Source organism: Massilia sp. LMS1-1-1.1, assembly GCF_040815535.1.
Taxonomy (GTDB): Bacteria; Pseudomonadota; Gammaproteobacteria; order Burkholderiales; family Burkholderiaceae_D; genus Janthinobacterium; species Janthinobacterium aestuarii.
Map to the genome: position 1 here is coordinate 129,399 of NZ_JBFPNG010000065.1, position 16,322 is coordinate 145,720.

Sequence of the window (16,322 nt, forward strand, 5' to 3'; positions counted from 1 at the left end):
CGGCTTAGCGCGCAGCGCGTAAGCCGACATTTTTTGTCAACACATCCTTCAGGAGAAACGCATGAGCGACATGATCACCGATTGTGAAAGTTTGCTGGGCCAGAGCAGCTTGTCCGGGCCGGATGGCCGGCGTGGTTTCCTGAAAGTGGCGCTGGGAACGGGCTTTGCCGTGGCCGTGCTGCCCGTGGCGGCGCAAAACGTCATCAAGACGGATTCCGCCGGGCTCGTCACGGGCAGCATGTCGGTGATGGTCGATGGCCAGGCCGTGCCCGTGTACGCGGCCCAGCCGGAGGGTAAAACGGGTTTGCCCGTGGTACTGGTCATTTCGGAAATCTTTGGCGTGCATGAGCATATCGCCGACATGGCGCGCCGCTTCGCCAAGCAGGGTTATCTGGCGCTGGCGCCCGATCTGTTCGTGCGCCAGGGCGATCCGACCAAGGTGGGCAGCATTCCGGAGTTGATGAAAGGCATTATCGCCAAGACGCCGGACGCGCAGGTGATGACGGACCTCGACGCCGTTGTGGCGTGGGCGAAACAGAATGGCGGCGACACGAGCCGACTGGGCATTACGGGTTTCTGCTGGGGCGGGCGCATCACGTGGCTGTACGCGGCGCACAATCCGGCCGTCAGGGCGGGCGTGGCCTGGTATGGCCGCCTCGTGGGTGAGCCCACTCCCTTGCAGCCGAGCAACCCCATCAATATCGCTGCCACCTTGAAGGTCCCCGTGCTGGGCTTGTATGGCGGCAAGGACACGGGCATCAGCCAGGAATCGATCGCGAAGATGACGGACGCACTGGCCAAGGGCGGCAACAAATCGGAGTTTGTCGTATATCCCGATGCGGGTCACGCCTTCAATGCCGATTACCGCCCCAGCTATGTGGCGGCCGATGCGAAAGACGGCTATGCGCGTTGTTTAGCCTGGTTCAAGCAGCACGGCGTGGCGTGACGACGCAACAGAAAAACACCGCATTTCCCGGAAGTTAACGCGAAAGGCGCACCGGGCTGTAAAATGCCCGCTGCGCGCCAATGCAGTACAATTGCATCTTCATCGCGCGACGCTGCCGCCAAACGCGCAAAAAATTAAACAATAGATAACAACGCATTCATCAGGCCAGACGCCAGCATCGCGGGCGCCAGTGACCCGGCGCCATTTTGAGGTAAGAAAATCATCGATCCCGTCCTTATATCCATTTTGCTCGCGACCACGATCGCGGGCGTGTTGAGCATTACCGCGGCGGCGATCTTTTCGTTTGCATTCCTGTCCAAAGTGGTCGAGCGCATGGTCAGCTTGTCCGTTGGCATCATGTTGTCGACGTCCCTGCTGCACGCCTTGCCCGAAGCGTTCGAATCGCAGGCGGACCCGCGCACCCTGTTCGCCACCCTGCTGGCGGGCTTGCTGGCCTTCTTCATGCTGGAAAAATTCGCCATCCTGCGCCATTCGCACCACCACGAAGGCGATGGCCACCACCATGCGCACGGCCACGACAAGCACGAGGCGGGCAAGGCCGGCTGGATGATACTCGTTGGCGATGGCATGCACAATTTTACGGACGGCATCCTGATCGCCGCCGCCTTCCTGGCCGACCCGAAGCTGGGCCTGGTGACGGGCCTGGCCATCATCGCGCATGAAATCCCGCAGGAAATCGGCGACTTCATCGTGCTGCTCAACGCCGGCTTCTCGCGCCTGCGCGCCTATATCTTCAACCTGCTGTGCAGCCTGATGGCGGTGGCGGGCGGCCTGCTCGGCTATTTCACCCTGGACCGCGCCAGCAATCTGATTCCTTACGTGCTCGTGTTCGCCTCGTCCGGCTTCATCTACATTGCCTTGAGCGATCTGATGCCGCAGATGCAGCGCCGCGCCACCCTGCGCGAAACCATTCCGCAAGTGCTGTTGATCGCGCTGGGCGTGTGCATCGTGCTGTTCCTGACGCACAAGCGCCACGGCGGTTGATGTACTGACTGTGTGGGTGTAGTATTGCCTTTCTGACTAACTTGCACAGAAAGGAGGAAAATATAATGGAAGAAAACTTGTTGCTCGCCTTGTGGCGCGCACGCTCTTTAAGCGCATTTGTCCGCTCTTGCCCACGTTCTATCGCGCTGCGATAACCTGGCCAGAGCAAAGTTACCCTCCTAGACGAGTCCTTTCCTGGTACTCCGTTGTCGTTAGCGCTCCTGTTAACGCGGATGCTTGCATCCCGAACAAAGACAAGAGCCATGACTACCCTTATCTCGACACAAGCTTTACAGCTGGACACCCACGACGGTTTCCTGTTCAACGAACTCGCCTTTACCTTGCGCCAGGGCGACCGCATCGGCCTGATCGGCCACAATGGCTGCGGCAAATCCACCTTGCTGGGCTTGCTCAGCGGCACGCGGGAAGCGACATCCGGCACCATTCATTACGCCCGTGCCTGCCGCTTGCAGCACGTGGAGCAGCATTTGCCGTCAGAACTTGCCAGCCTGAGCCTGTACGACGCCTTGCTGGCGCCCGTGCTGGACCAGCCGGAACTGCATTGGCGTGTCGACAGCCTGCTGGCCGAACTGGGCTTCGACCAGGAAACGGCGCAAGTGCCCGTGCATTCTTTATCCGGCGGCCAGCACACGCGGTTATTGCTGGGGCGCGCCCTGCTGCAGGAGCCGAACGTGCTGCTGCTCGATGAGCCGAGCAATCACCTGGACTTGCCATCCTTGCTGTGGCTCGAGCAATTCCTGCTGGCCTGGCGCGGCGCCTTCATCCTCGTCTCGCACGACCAGCGCCTGCTCGACAACGTGGCCACGCGCAGCTGGATCTTGCGCGATAGCCGCCTCTACGACTTCGACCTGCCGTGCGGCCCCGCGCTGGCGGCGCTGGCCGAAGCGGATGTGGCCGCGGCCGCCCGCCATGCGGCCGAACAGAAGGAAATCGACCGCCTGGCCGTCAGCAGCACCCGCCTGGCCCTGTGGGGCAAGGTCTACGATAACGTCGGCATGGCGCGCAAGGCCAAAAGCATGCAGCGGCGCATCGACAAGCTGCAGGATGAACAGTCGTTCGTCAGCGAGGGCGCGCCCTGGCGCTTGAGCTTGCGTGGCAAGGCGCTGGCGGCCGACCAGCTGCTGGCGCTTGATGGCCTGGACGTGCGCGCCGTGCCCGCCTCGCCGCTGCTGTTCCACGTCGGCCAGCTGTGGCTGAAACCGGGCGACCGCATCGCCTTGCTGGGCGCCAACGGCAGCGGCAAGTCGTCCCTGCTGCGCCTGTGCTGGCAAGCGATACAGGCACAGGAGGAGCGCAGCGACTTGCGCTACCACCACGCCGCCAACATCGGTTACTACGACCAGTCGCTCAAGCAACTGGCCGATGACGCCGACCTGCCTGACGCCCTGTATCCGTTTGCCGTGCAAAACGAGGCCGCGCGCAGCCAAGTGGCGCGCAAGCAGGCCTTGATCTCGGCAGGTTTTCCCTATGCGCGCCATGGCCAGACGGTGGCGACCCTGAGCGGCGGCGAGCGGGCGCGGCTGCTGTTCCTGGGGTTGTCGCTGGCCAGCTACCATTTGCTGCTGCTGGACGAGCCCAGCAACCACCTGGACATGCAGGGCAAGGCGGAATTGGGACAAGCCTTGCGCGGCTTTGCGGGTGGCTGCTTGCTGGTATCACATGACCGCGACCTGATCGAGACGGCGTGCAACCGTTTTTGGGTGGTGGCCGATGGCCAGCTGGAAGAGTGGCCCGATGCGGCCAGCGCGTATGCACGGCTCAGTGTGGAAGATGGGCAGGCGTTGACGCCCGTGCCGCGCGTGGAGCATGCATCTGCGGTACTGGCGGACGTCGACGTGCAGCTGGAACGCTTGTGCGAACTGGAGCAATTGCTGGCGGAAGACCTGGCCCGCAAGCCGCGCCACCAGAAGCCGGCCAGCCAGCAGGCGTGGCTGGCGGAACTGGAACGCTTGAATCAGGCGCTGGGGATAACGTCGTAGTTATCCACTGGTAAAAGGTGGCGGACCATCTGGTCCGCCATTTTTTTATTCAGTGCCCGTCGCTACAGGCCGCGCCGGATCGGCGCACCATTCGCTCCACGAACCGGGATACAGGGCCGCGCCCGGCAAGCCGGCCACTTCCAGGGCCAGCAGGTTGTGGCAAGCCGTCACGCCGGAGCCGCATTGCAGGATGGCGGTTTGCGGTGAAGCGATCAATGCGCTGAAGTCGCGCTGCAGTTCCTCGGCGCTCTTGAAACGGCCGTCCGCTTGTAAATTATCTTTGAAGAAACGGTTTTTCGCACCGGGGATGTGGCCGCCCACGGGGTCGATGGTTTCGTTTTTGCCGCGATAGCGGTCGGGCGCGCGCGCGTCGATGACGGTCAACGCCTGGGTTTCCAGGTTGGCGATGACGTCTTGCACGCTGACCGTGCGCGTCAGGCTGGTTTTTTCCGTGATGTTACCGACAGGGCGGGGCGCTACCGGCGTGACTAGCGGCAAACCTTGCGCCTGCCAGGCGGCCAGGCCACCGTCGAGCACGGCGACGGCAGGATGGCCGAGCCAGCGCAGCAGCCACCACAGGCGGGCGGCGAACATGCCGCCCTGGCCGTCATAGGCGACCACTTGCGTGTCGTCATTGATGCCCCAGCCGCGCAAGGTGGCCAGCAGGGCGTTGCGGTCGGGCAAAGGATGGCGTCCCGTAAAGTCCGCTCCGCGCGCCGTCTTGGGGCCGGACAGGGCCGTATCGATATCGGCGAACTGCGCGTTCTGGATGTGGCCGGCGGCAAACGCGTCGCTGCCAGCATTGGGGTTAAGCAAGTCGTGGCGACAATCGAGGATCACCCAGTTGCTGTCGTTCAGGTGGCTGGCCAGTTCGCTGGCCTGTATCAAGGTGGTGTACATCGGGAACGCTCCTTTACACTTCGCTGGCAATCGGATCCGTGCGCGCGATCGCCGCGCCACGGGCCGTGTTGCGGGTATTGTAATAGGTTGCCGCGATGCCCGAAGCGAGAATGATACCGATGCCGGTCCAGCCGTGCCAGTCGAACAGGTCGCCGAAGATCATCACGCCCCAGAAGCTGGAAAAGACGATGCCCGTGTATTGCAGATTTGCAACCACGAGGGTCTTGCCCAGGCGATACGCGCGCGTCATGGCCATCTGCGCCATGGTGGCGCACAGGCCGATGGCGGCCAGCAAGCCGATGCCATAGGCGCTCGTGTGCGCATGCCAGACGACGGGGCCGCCGCCGGCGCTGGCCACGTGGCCGATCACGCCAGCGAGGAAATTGACGACCGAGAAATAAAACACGACCCTGTATTCGGGCTCGCCCAGCAAGCCCAGCTTGCGCACCTGCAAATAGGCGAGGGCAGACAGCATGCCGGAAATCAAGGCCGTAATGGCGCCGGCCAGCTGGTCCGTTTCGAACACCGGTTGCAGCAGCAGGGTCACGCCGACAAAGCTCATGGCAATGGCCGCCACCAGCGGCCACTCGACCTGTTTCATGCCTTTCCAGAAGCCGCCGGCCAGCAGGATCACGGCGATCCAGATGGGCGCCATGTAATTCAAGGTCATGGCCGTGGCCAGCGGCAGGATGGCGATCGCATAAAACCACAGCCACAGGGCGATCACGCCCACCACGCCGCGCCACAGATGCTGTCCCGGCATTGTGGTTTTGAAGCTGCCACCCTGGTAGAGGATGGTGCAGCTCATGACGATCATGCCGATGATGCCGCGGTACATGACGATTTCGGACGTCGAATACATATCCGACGCCAGTTTGACGCACACGCCCATGATGGCGAACATGAAACTGGCAAACAGCATCCATAACGATTGCATTGGATTCCCGGGAAATGAGAGGATAAAAAAAGGGCCGCGCAATGCGGCCCTTCTGCTAATTACAGCTCGATATTATTGCGGTACCACTCGTGGAAATGCTGCATGCCGTCTTCCATGGGCGACTGGTAAGGACCCACTTCGCTCACGCCGCGGGCCATCAGGGCCTTGCGGCCGGCATCCATGCGCAGGGCGATTTCATCGTCCTCGACGCAGGTTTCCATGTAGGCAGCCCGTTCCGCCTCGACGAAGTCGCGCTCGAACAACACGATTTCTTCCGGGTAATAGAACTCCACCACGTTGCGCGTCTTTTGCGGGCCATCGGGCCACAGGGTCGAGACGACCAGCACGTGCGGATACCATTCGACCATGATATTCGGATACAGGGTCAGCCAGATGGCGCCATACGGCGGCGCTTCGCCGCCACGGAATTGCAGCACCTGCTCCTGCCATTTCTTGTAGGCAGGCGAACCGGCCTGCTGCAAGCCGCGGTGCACGCCCACCGTTTGCACGCTGTAATCCTTGCCGAACTCCCAGCGCAGGTCGTCGCAGCTGACGAAGCTGCCCAGGCCCGGGTGGAACGGTTCGACGTGATAATCCTCGAGGTACACTTCGATGAAAGTCTTCCAGTTGTAGTCGCACTCGTGGATTTCCACGTGGTCGAACATGTAGCCGGAAAAATCGAGGTCTTTCGAGACGGACAAATCTTTCAATTTTTCCATCACGTTGTAACCGTTTTGCTCGAACAGCAAGCCATTCCAGCTTTGCAGCGGCGTTTTCGACAGGTTCAGGCACGGCGTCTCGGGGAAATGCGGCGCGCCGATCAGTTCGCCCTTGAGGTCGTATGTCCAGCGGTGCAGCGGGCAGACGATATGGTTCGCGTTGCCGCGGCCGTTGTACATCAGCGCCTGCCGGTGGCGGCACACGTTGGACAGCACTTCGATGCCGTTGGCGTTGCGCACGAGCATGCGCCCCTCGTTCTCAGACGCCAGGGTCGCAAAATCGCCGGTTTCCGGCACCATCAGCGCATGCCCGACATAGCGCGGGCCGGCTTGGAACAATTGCTGCATTTCACGCTGCAACAGCGTTTCGTCAAAATAGACGTGGACCGGAAGTTGCGCGTTTGAGCGCGCCAGCTTGGCGTGAGTAGCCAGATCGGACATCCCAACCCCCCATAAATGTACAACGGTCAGCAGTGCCCCAGGCCCTTGCCTGGACAACCGCTACAGAGAGAAAGAATCCGCAAAGACCTGAATTCAAATTTGTTGAAACGGTATTTCGGACAGAACCGGCGATTATAGCGCGTATCGGCCTCGGCATTGCCAAAACCCCCCGGTAAATAGGCTACTTTAATGAGAAACATTGTCATTTGGCGCGCAATACCCGGTAGAGAGGGGCGATTGCGCTAAAATCCACTGCCAATCTGGCAACGCTATTGACTTTGAGCGCGCTGATTGCGCTTTAGTTTTCACTTAATAGTGTGGTTTGTTCTAAAATAACGCTTCTATGCTGGCCGGGAGTCCCCGGCGTCTCCCTACAAGCCCCTCGTGCCACGAAGAGATCTGAGTCTATGTCGAAGAAATTAACTGCCGCTGCCGCAGCGCCGGCCTCGTTTGAAGAGGCGATGGCGGAACTGGCGCAGCTGGTAACGCAAATGGAAGCGGGCCAGTTGCCGCTGGAAGCATCGGTCGCGGCGTATCAGCGCGGCTCGGAATTGGTCAAGTATTGCGCTACCCAGCTCGATAGTGTCGAAGCGCAGGTGAAAGTATTGGAAGGCGACATGTTGAAACCGTTCGTGGATGCGGGCGAGGCCGCCCAATGATGGCCAGCGTATCGCAAGACGGCGTGACCTTCGGCGACTGGATGCAAGCGACTCAGTCCGGCGTGGAAAGCCGGCTCGACCAGTTCCTGCCGGCGGCGGAGGCGGTACCGCACAAGCTGCACGCTGCCATGCGCTATGCGCTGCTCGGTGGCGGCAAGCGCGTGCGCCCGCTGCTGGTGATGGCGGCAGGCGAACTGTTTGATGCGGATCAAGATACTCTCGCGCGCGCAGCTTGCGCGCTGGAAATGATTCACGTGTATTCCCTCGTGCATGACGATATGCCGTGCATGGATGACGATGCCTTGCGCCGTGGCAAGCCCACCGTGCACATCGCCTACGATGAAGCGACGGCCCTGCTGGTCGGCGACGCGCTGCAATCGCAGGCGTTCATGCTGCTGGCCGACGGCGCGGCCATTCCTCCGGCGCGGCAAATGGCCATGCTCAAACTGCTGGCGCATGCCTCGGGTTCGGCAGGCATGTGCGGCGGCCAGGCGATCGACCTCGACAGCGTCGGCCTGGCCTTGACCTTGCCGCAGCTGGAACAGATGCATCAGTTGAAAACGGGCGCCTTGCTGCGCGCGGCCGTGATCCTCGGCGCGCTGGCCGGCAAGGACTTGACGCCAGACGAGATGACGGCGCTGAACGCGTATGCGCGCGCCGTCGGACTGGCGTTCCAGGTGGTCGACGACGTGCTCGATGCCACGGCCGATTCGGCCACCCTGGGCAAGACGGCAGGCAAGGATGCGGCCGCCAACAAGCCGACTTACGTATCGATACTGGGGCTGGAACCATCGAGAGCCCTGGCAGAACAATTGCGGTGCGACGCCCATGCGGCGCTGGCGCCATTCGGGGACAAGGCACGCCGTTTGCGCGAGCTGGCGGACCTGGTCGTGCAGCGGAAGGCATAAATGAAACTGTTAGAAACCATCAATGAACCAGCGCAAGTGCGCAAGCTGGCCCGCTCGCAACTGGTGCCGCTGGCCCAGGAATTGCGCAGCTTCCTGCTCGACTCCGTTTCCAAGACGGGCGGCCACCTGTCGTCCAACCTGGGCACGGTCGAGCTGACCGTCGCGCTGCATTACGTGTTCAACACGCCGCACGACCGCATCGTGTGGGACGTGGGCCACCAGACCTATTCGCACAAGATACTGACGGGCCGCCGCGAGCGCATGCATACCTTGCGCCAGAAAGATGGCATTTCCGGCTTCCCGAAGCGCGACGAAAGCGAATACGACACCTTCGGCACGGCGCACTCGTCGACGTCGATCTCGGCCGCGCTGGGCATGGCGCAGGCCGCCAAGATCAAGGGCGACCCGCTGCACGCGATCGCCGTGATCGGCGACGGCTCGATGACGGCCGGCATGGCCTTCGAGGCGATGAACAATGCTGGCGTGCAGGAAGACGTCAACCTGCTGGTGATTTTGAACGACAACGACATGTCGATTTCGCCACCCGTGGGCGCGCTGAACCGCCACCTGGCGCGCTTGATGTCGGGACAGTTCTATGCTGCGGCGAAAAATGTCGGCAAATCGGTGTTGCCCGGCCCCGTGCTGGAACTGGCGAAGCGCTTTGAGGAGCACGCCAAAGGCATGGTCGTGCCCGCCACCATGTTCGAGGAATTCGGTTTCAATTACATCGGCCCCATCGATGGCCACGACCTCGATTCGCTGATCCCGACCTTGCAAAATATCAAGCAATTGAAGGGCCCGCAATTCCTGCACGTGGTCACCAAGAAGGGCCAGGGCTACAAGCTGGCCGAGGCGGAACCGATCCTGTACCACGGCACGCCGAAATTCAATCCGGCCGAAGGCATCAAGCCGGCCACGGCGCCGGGCAAGATGACGTACACGGAAGTGTTCGGCAACTGGCTGTGCGACATGGCCGCGCACGACAAGCGCCTGGTGGGCATCACGCCGGCCATGCGCGAAGGCTCGGGCATGGTCAAGTTCGAACAGCAATTCCCGAACCGTTATTTCGACGTCGGCATCGCGGAGCAGCATTCCGTGACCTTCGGTGCGGGCCTGGCCTGCGAAGGCTTGAAACCCGTCGTGGCCATCTATTCGACCTTCCTGCAGCGCGCCTACGATCAATTGATTCACGATGTGGCCCTGCAAAACCTGGACGTGACGTTCGCGCTGGATCGCGCCGGCCTCGTGGGCGCCGATGGCGCCACGCACGCGGGCAACTACGACATGGCGTTCCTGCGCTGCATCCCGAACATGGTCGTCATGGCCGCGTCGGACGAAAACGAATGCCGCCAAATGCTCACCACCGGTTACCATTATCCTGGTCCGGCCGCCATCCGCTATCCGCGCGGCGCCGGTGCTGGCGTGGCCATCGTGCCGGAACTGACCAGTATTGACATCGGCAAGGGCGAGATCAGGCGCCACGGCAAGCGCATCGCCATCCTGGCCTTCGGCTCCATGGTGGCGCCGAGCGTGGCGGCGGGCGACAAGCTCGACGCGACGGTGGCCAACATGCGCTTCGTCAAGCCGCTCGACGTGGCGCTGGTGAAACAGCTTGCCGCGGAACACGATTACCTGGTGACGGTGGAAGAGGGCTGCATCATGGGCGGCGCCGGCTCGGCCGTGGCCGAAGCCCTGGCTCTTGAAGCCATCGTCAAGCCGATCCTGATGCTGGGCTTGCCCGACACCTTCATCGACCACGGCGACCCTGTGCAGTTGCTGAAAAGCGTGGGCCTGGACGCCGCCGGCATCGCCGCGTCGATTGAGCAGCGCTTTGGCGGCAGCCAGCCGCGCCTGGCTGTCGTCAGCTAAGTTTGCCTGCATAAAGAGAAGCGGCACTGCGGTGCCGCTTTTTTTTCGTCGACAGGAATTTTACGCTGCACTGCAACATTTTCCGCCGGGGAATGCTACGATGACGCTTTGATACCCTTTCAAAGTTCAACTTGTATTTCAGGAAATTTCACCGCCGTTCGCGCGCACTGGTCGGCCGCTGGCTGACGGGCATGCACGCCTATACCGACAAGCTGGCGCAGCGCCGTCCCCTGTGGATGGTCAGCCTGGCCATCGATGAAACGAATCTGTCCGAGGGCTTGCGGGCCGCGTGCGCCTCGAGCGCCATGCTGCTGCTGGGCCTGCTGTTCGACCACCCCGATTTTTCCTGGGCCGCCATCGGCGCCTTCTGGACCTGCCTGGCCGACGCGGCCGGCACGCGGCGCATGCGCTTCGTCTCGATGGTGGGCTTCGGCTTGCTGTCGACGGTCGCTGGCGGCCTGACTGCGCTGGCGGCCGGCCATGGCGTGGTGGCGGCGGCCATCGCCGTGCTGCTGTTTTCCTGGGCCGGCGCGCTGGCGCGCATCTGGGGCGCGGCCACGGCGCAAGTGGCCATCCTGGCGGCCACGGCTTGCGTGGTGATGGTCACGCATCCATTGGAATCGATGACGCAGACGGCGCCTTTCCTGGGCCTGTACATGTTCGGCTGCCTGTTTGCCACCGTGCTCAGTTTTACGGTCTGGCGCATCCACCCGTTTAGCCCGGCCCGACGCGCCATCCGCGCCGCATATTCGCGCCTGGCCGGCATCGCGCGCGACAATGCGCGCTTCCTGGAACAGGGCCCGGCATTGCCGGACGCGGCCGCGCATGGCGCCAGCTACCGCTCGCAGGCGCGCGCCGCGCTGGAAGCGGCGCGCGTGGCGCTGGCCGCCGTGCCGCCCGCGCGCGCGGGACGCAGCGCCCTGTACGACAACCTGCTGCTGGCGCTCAGCGACGCCGAGCGCATCTTCGCCTATCTGATCGCCGTCACGCATACGTGCGAGCGCGAGCAGCAGCGCCTGCGCCAGGACCCGCGCGCGCGGCGCAGCCTGGAAGTGATGGCCGTGCTGCTGCGCCGCCTGGGGCAAGCCGTGCAGCGCCAGCCGGAAACGCCGCCCCTGGCATTGCAGCGCCGCCTGGCGGGCTGCGGACGGCGCCTGGAAGCGGCGCTGGGCGCCTTGCTGCCGCTGCGCCTGAACGTGGACTTCATGGAACTGGGCTTGCCGCGCGCGACACAGCTGCCGTGGCGCGAGGCGGCCTTCCTGGCGCTGGGGCAGGCGTGGCAAACGGCGAAAGTCAACGCCACGCCGCAGTCGCTGAGCTGGCGCCATGCGGCGCGCGTGTCGCTGGCGACGACGGCCGGCTTCCTGCTGGTCGAAGCCTTGCAGATTCCGTTCGGCTACTGGGCCACGATGGCGACGTTATTGATCTTGCAGCCATCCGTGTCGACCACCTGGCCGCGCGGCATCGAGCGGGTCGCGGGCAGCGTGCTGGGCGCCGTGCTGGCCGTGCTGATCGGCCTGTTCATTTACACGCCGCTCGGTATTTCGCTGGTGGTGTTTCCCCTGATCGTCGCCACCATGGCCTTGCGCCGTGTCAGCTACAGTCTGCACGTGCTGTTCATGACGCCCGCCTTCGTGCTGGTGGCCGACTATGCGGCGCCGGCCAGCGAGATGGTGTATGCGATGAGCCGCCTGGGCAACAATGTGCTTGGTTGCGTGCTGGCCCTGCTGGCCACGTTTTTCCTGTGGCCGGACCGCGAGGCGGACGACCTCGACCAGCGCCTGGCGAAAGCCGTGTCGGCCAACCTGAAATACCTGCTGGCCGTGCTGGCGGCGGGTGGACGCTGGGACAGCGCGATTGCGCGCCTGCGCCGCGAGGCGGGACTGGCCAGTAATAACGCGGAGCAAGTGCTGCAGCGCTTGCGTATCGAGCGCCGCCTGGACCGCAGCAGCGGCGTGGGCCTGGCGGCCCTGCGCACCTTGCCGCTGCTGCGCCGCGTGGCGGGCAGTACGGCGCGCATCAGTTTGAGTCCCCAGGCCGAGCCGGCGCCGCCCGAATTGCAACGGTGGATTGCCGCCGTCAGCGGGGAAATCGATGCGCTGCTGCGTGGTGAAGCCGATGCCAGCGCGCCCGGCCCGTGCGCGGCCGAGGGCTTGACGGCCCTGCAAGCCGATGCGGTGGCGCAGGTGCAGTTGCTGCGCGGCTTGCTGCGCGAGCATGTGCAGGCCGTCGATAGCGCGGTGACTTCTTCGCACTGAAGCGTAGCCGCTCGGCCGGTTGCGCCCGCAACCGGCCTTTTCCTGCTTGCGGCGCCAATATTGTATAGACGTTTGGCGCCTGCCAATCTCTCCAAAATCCACATTTCATGGGCTTTTCCAATATATTTTCCAAACTGGAAATTTATCGGAAGGAAACGTTGACTCTAAAATAAGTGCGGTCTATATTCGATTTCTCAGGATGTAAATTCTAAAAAGTAATAAGCATGCAATCGTAAGTGGCCTTCCTTTTTTCACGTCAATCGAAAGGTAGAAAATGTTCAAAAAGATCGCACTTTTCCTGTTCGCCGTCGGCATCAGCGCATCCTATTCGGTGGGGGCGGCCGGCAACAGCTTGAGCGACTGCCAGCGCGAGTGTTATGGCGCCTTTACCGATTGCCTCGATTCTGGCCACTCCAGCAACACCTGCAAGGCATTGTTAAATGCATGCAAGGCCGAATGCGGCGTGAATTAAGAAACCGGGTGTGCCGGGGTGGAACAATTGCCCCGGCTTGGAGGTAACGATGTCAAGGTGGCTTCATGATGCAAAAGAAAATTAAAACCATCGCCATGTATGGCTTGATACTGGCCGCCGGCCTGGGCAGCGGTTATGGCCTGTCCTTGTTGCCCGGCTTGCTCAAGTCGAATTACACCGAGGGCAATTACGCCGCGTATTTCCCGAATGCTCAGACGAAGGTGGTGCTGTACGGCACGGACTGGTGCGGCTATTGCGCCAAGACGCGCGCCTACTTCAAGGAAAACAAGATCGAATTTGTCGATCTCGATATCGAGAAATCCCCGGAAGCAAGAAAAGCCCATGAAGCACTGGGCGGCGGCGGCGTACCGGTGGTGTTGATCGGCAACCGCAAGATCCAGGGTTTCAATGCGGGCGCGCTGGAGGCAGCGCTGAAGAAAATCTGACGTTCCCACTTGTTAACTTGAAAGGCTGACCATGTTCAAAAAGATTGCCGCTTTCCTGTTTGCCGCCGGCACGGCCCTGTCCTTCAGTGTGCACGCGGGCAGCCCCGATTGCACCTTTGTCTGCGAACGCAACATGCTCGATTGCGTGGAGTTCGACCAGCCAGCTTGCATGCAGCAGTACAAGGAATGCCTGAACCAGTGCCTGCGCTAGGAACGCGCTGACGGAGTGTGGATGGCGCGTAAGAGACGGCGCGCCATGGATGTCCGTGATCGTCTGTCAATTCAACAGGAGTGCTTATGTTCAAAAAGCTCGGTTTCTTTTTGTTTGCCATGGGCGTCAGCGCCTCGTATGCCATGGCCAGCAGTACCGCCGACATTTCGGAATGCCAATCCGAGTGCTATATGGCACTCGATGCCTGTGTCATGGAATTCAGTGTTCCTTCATGTGTCCGTGCCAATAAAGCCTGCCTTCAGGCATGCGGTTAAGTCACAGCCTGTCAGCCGGATAGAGCACGGCGATGCTGTTTGACAGGCATCGCTTTTTTTCATCTCATCCCCGCGTGCGGTCATGCCGCCACAGCACGTCGCTGCCGCCGGCAAAGCGGTTGAGCACACGCGACAGCACGAACAGCAGGTCCGACAGGCGGTTCACGTACTGGCGCGGATGCTCGTGCAGGGGCTCCGCATTGGCCAGCGCAACGATGCTGCGCTCGGCGCGGCGGCACACGGTGCGGCACACGTGCGCGAGCGAGGCGGCGCGCGAGCCGGCCGGCAGGATGAATTCGGAGAGGGCAGGCAAGTCCGCATTGTATTTCGCCAGCAGGTCATCGAGGCGCAGCACGTGCTCTTCCTTGATCAGCTGGTAGCCGGGGATGCAGATTTCTCCGCCCAGGTCGAACAAGTCGTGCTGGATGGCCACCAGCTCCTCGCGCAAGGCGTCGGGCATGGCTTCGCACAGCAGCAAGCCGATATTGGAGTTCAGTTCGTCCACGTCGCCCATGGCGTGGATGCGCGCGCTGTCCTTGCTGGTGCGGCTGCCGTCGCCCAGGCCGGTGCTGCCATTGTCGCCCGTGCGCGTGGCGATTTTCGAAAGTCGGTTGCCCATGATGCGGATCCTGTAAAGAAGAATGGGGGCAGCATACGACACTGCGCGCCGCCCGGCGCCGGATTTGCGGGCAAATCGGACAAAAAATGTGGTGCGCGCCACTTTTGTGCTTACAATCGTTGCACGCCCATGCCCATTTGTCTCCCATCTTATGCTCAATGCTGCCCCTGAATCCGGATTGACCGCCGCGCGCCAGCAAGCCGTCGTCGCGGCCCTGCTGGCCGTGCTGCCGGCCCGCTGCGTGCTGTCCGACGCGGAAGACACGCGCCCGTACGAATGCGATGGCCTGGCCGCCTACCGCCAGTTGCCGATGGTGGTGACCTTGCCGGACACGGAAGAACAGGTTATCGCCATCCTCGGCGTCTGCCGCGAACTTGGCGTGCCGATCGTGCCGCGTGGCGCCGGCACGGGCTTGTCGGGCGGCGCCTTGCCCATTGCCGATGGCGTGGTGCTATCGACGGCGCGTCTGAACCGCATCGTGCGCGTCGATGCGTATGCGCGCACGGCCGTCGTGCAGCCGGGCGTGCGCAACCTGGCCATTTCCGAAGCGGCTGCGCAATATGCCTTGTATTACGCGCCCGATCCCTCGTCGCAGATTGCCTGCAGCATCGGCGGCAACGTGGCGGAAAACTCGGGCGGCGTGCATTGCCTCAAATACGGCTTGACCGTGCATAACGTGCTGCGCGTGCGGGTCGTCACCATCGATGGCGACGTGCTGGAACTGGGCGGCGAATGCCTGGATTCTCCGGGCCTGGATCTGCTGGCCGTCTTCATCGGCTCCGAAGGCATGCTGGGCATCGTCACGGAAGTGACCGTGAAACTGATACCGAAGCCGGCCACGGCGCGTGTCATCATGGCCTCGTTCGGCGACGTCGTCACGGGCGGCAATGCCGTGGCCAACGTGATCGCCGCCGGCATCATCCCGGCCGGGCTGGAAATGATGGACCAGACGTCGTCGCGCATGGTCGAACCGTTCGTCAAGGCCGGCTACGACATTGACGCGGCCGCCATTTTGCTGTGCGAGGCGGACGGCACGCACGAAGAAGTGGAAGAGGAAATCGCCCGCATGACGGCCGTGCTGGAAGGGGCGGGCGCCAGCGCGATCGCCGTCTCGCAGTCGGAAGCGGAGCGCATGAAATTCTGGTCCGGCCGTAAGAACGCCTTTCCCGCCGCCGGTCGCATCTCGCCCGATTACTACTGCATGGACGGCACCATCCCGCGCAAAAAACTGGCGGAAGTGCTGACGGGCATCGCCGCCATGGAAACGACGCATGGCTTGCGCTGCGCGAACGTGTTCCACGCGGGCGACGGCAATCTGCATCCATTGATTCTGTTCGACGCGAACATGCCCGGCGAATTCGAGCGCGCCGAAGCGTTTGGCGCGGACATCCTGGCCCTGTGCGTGGCCGTGGGGGGAACCATCACGGGCGAACATGGCGTGGGCATGGAAAAGATCAATTCCATGTGCGTGCAGTTTACGCGCGCCGAACTCGATGCCTTCTTTGCCGTCAAGCGCGCCTTCGATCCCCATACCTTGCTGAACCCGGACAAGGCGATTCCCACCTTGAACCGCTGCGCCGAATTCGGCAAGATGCATGTAACGGCGGGGCGTTTGCCGTTCGCCAACCTGCCCCGTTTTTAATTTTCCGGAGACCCC

At 62.5% G+C, this 16,322-nt stretch carries 16 protein-coding genes; 12 read left to right on the forward strand and 4 right to left on the reverse strand.

All coding sequences use genetic code 11. The features are described 5' to 3' along the window. Positions 1-61 precede the first annotated feature (61 nt). The 3 genes from MRBLMS1_RS27545 (at position 62) to MRBLMS1_RS27555 (ending at position 3,951) form a co-directional block, all read left to right on the forward strand. A complete protein-coding gene (locus MRBLMS1_RS27545) occupies positions 62-946 on the forward strand; it encodes a dienelactone hydrolase family protein (RefSeq protein ID WP_485883500.1) in 885 nt (294 codons plus the stop codon). A 246-nt stretch (positions 947-1,192) separates the two neighbouring features. Further along, positions 1,193-1,951, forward strand: a complete 759-nt coding sequence (locus MRBLMS1_RS27550; protein ID WP_046683425.1) for a ZIP family metal transporter — start codon at positions 1,193-1,195, stop codon at positions 1,949-1,951. 263 nt (positions 1,952-2,214) lie between these two features. Beyond that, entirely contained in the window at positions 2,215-3,951 is a 1,737-nt protein-coding gene (locus MRBLMS1_RS27555; protein ID WP_485883503.1) for an ABC-F family ATP-binding cassette domain-containing protein, read from the forward strand. A gap of 45 nt (positions 3,952-3,996) precedes the next feature. Here MRBLMS1_RS27555 and MRBLMS1_RS27560 read toward each other — a convergent pair whose 3' ends face one another. The 3 genes from MRBLMS1_RS27560 to MRBLMS1_RS27570 are packed head-to-tail and all read right to left on the reverse strand — an operon-like array spanning position 3,997 to position 6,948. Next, positions 3,997-4,851: a sulfurtransferase gene (locus MRBLMS1_RS27560; protein WP_485883505.1), complete on the reverse strand. Its 855-nt coding sequence runs from the start codon at positions 4,849-4,851 to the stop codon at positions 3,997-3,999. Positions 4,852-4,864: 13 nt separating this feature from the next. Further along, complete coding sequence (locus MRBLMS1_RS27565; RefSeq protein WP_128141297.1) at positions 4,865-5,788, reverse strand: DMT family transporter; 924 nt, start codon at positions 5,786-5,788, stop codon at positions 4,865-4,867. Between the two features lie 59 nt (positions 5,789-5,847). Further along, complete coding sequence (locus MRBLMS1_RS27570) at positions 5,848-6,948, reverse strand: aromatic ring-hydroxylating oxygenase subunit alpha (RefSeq protein WP_485883507.1); 1,101 nt, start codon at positions 6,946-6,948, stop codon at positions 5,848-5,850. 407 nt (positions 6,949-7,355) lie between these two features. On the opposite strand from MRBLMS1_RS27570, the gene MRBLMS1_RS27575 reads away from it, so the two are divergent. The 8 genes from MRBLMS1_RS27575 to MRBLMS1_RS27610 all read left to right on the forward strand — a co-directional run bounded on the left by MRBLMS1_RS27575 (position 7,356) and on the right by MRBLMS1_RS27610 (position 14,046). Then, positions 7,356-7,607: an exodeoxyribonuclease VII small subunit gene (locus tag MRBLMS1_RS27575; RefSeq protein ID WP_046683420.1), complete on the forward strand. Its 252-nt coding sequence runs from the start codon at positions 7,356-7,358 to the stop codon at positions 7,605-7,607. Further along, positions 7,604-8,515, forward strand: a complete 912-nt coding sequence (locus tag MRBLMS1_RS27580; RefSeq protein WP_485883510.1) for a polyprenyl synthetase family protein — start codon at positions 7,604-7,606, stop codon at positions 8,513-8,515. The genes MRBLMS1_RS27575 and MRBLMS1_RS27580 overlap by 4 nt, the downstream gene beginning before the upstream one ends. Continuing rightward, complete coding sequence (gene dxs / locus MRBLMS1_RS27585; RefSeq protein WP_485883512.1) at positions 8,516-10,384, forward strand: 1-deoxy-D-xylulose-5-phosphate synthase; 1,869 nt, start codon at positions 8,516-8,518, stop codon at positions 10,382-10,384. 191 nt (positions 10,385-10,575) lie between these two features. Beyond that, positions 10,576-12,642, forward strand: coding sequence for an FUSC family protein (locus tag MRBLMS1_RS27590; RefSeq protein WP_485883514.1), 2,067 nt, complete (start codon positions 10,576-10,578; stop codon positions 12,640-12,642). Positions 12,643-12,916: 274 nt separating this feature from the next. Continuing rightward, positions 12,917-13,114, forward strand: a complete 198-nt coding sequence (locus MRBLMS1_RS27595; protein WP_485883516.1) for a hypothetical protein — start codon at positions 12,917-12,919, stop codon at positions 13,112-13,114. A gap of 65 nt (positions 13,115-13,179) precedes the next feature. Then, positions 13,180-13,560: a glutaredoxin family protein gene (locus MRBLMS1_RS27600; RefSeq protein WP_034749103.1), complete on the forward strand. Its 381-nt coding sequence runs from the start codon at positions 13,180-13,182 to the stop codon at positions 13,558-13,560. Positions 13,561-13,591: 31 nt separating this feature from the next. Beyond that, entirely contained in the window at positions 13,592-13,771 is a 180-nt protein-coding gene (locus MRBLMS1_RS27605) for a hypothetical protein (RefSeq protein ID WP_034749100.1), read from the forward strand. Positions 13,772-13,857: 86 nt separating this feature from the next. Next, positions 13,858-14,046, forward strand: a complete 189-nt coding sequence (locus MRBLMS1_RS27610; protein WP_046683416.1) for a hypothetical protein — start codon at positions 13,858-13,860, stop codon at positions 14,044-14,046. A 64-nt stretch (positions 14,047-14,110) separates the two neighbouring features. Here MRBLMS1_RS27610 and MRBLMS1_RS27615 read toward each other — a convergent pair whose 3' ends face one another. Next, complete coding sequence (locus MRBLMS1_RS27615; protein WP_070290065.1) at positions 14,111-14,665, reverse strand: cob(I)yrinic acid a,c-diamide adenosyltransferase; 555 nt, start codon at positions 14,663-14,665, stop codon at positions 14,111-14,113. A 151-nt stretch (positions 14,666-14,816) separates the two neighbouring features. On the opposite strand from MRBLMS1_RS27615, the gene MRBLMS1_RS27620 reads away from it, so the two are divergent. Beyond that, positions 14,817-16,307, forward strand: coding sequence for an FAD-linked oxidase C-terminal domain-containing protein (locus MRBLMS1_RS27620; RefSeq protein ID WP_128141300.1), 1,491 nt, complete (start codon positions 14,817-14,819; stop codon positions 16,305-16,307). Positions 16,308-16,322: the final 15 nt, after the last annotated feature.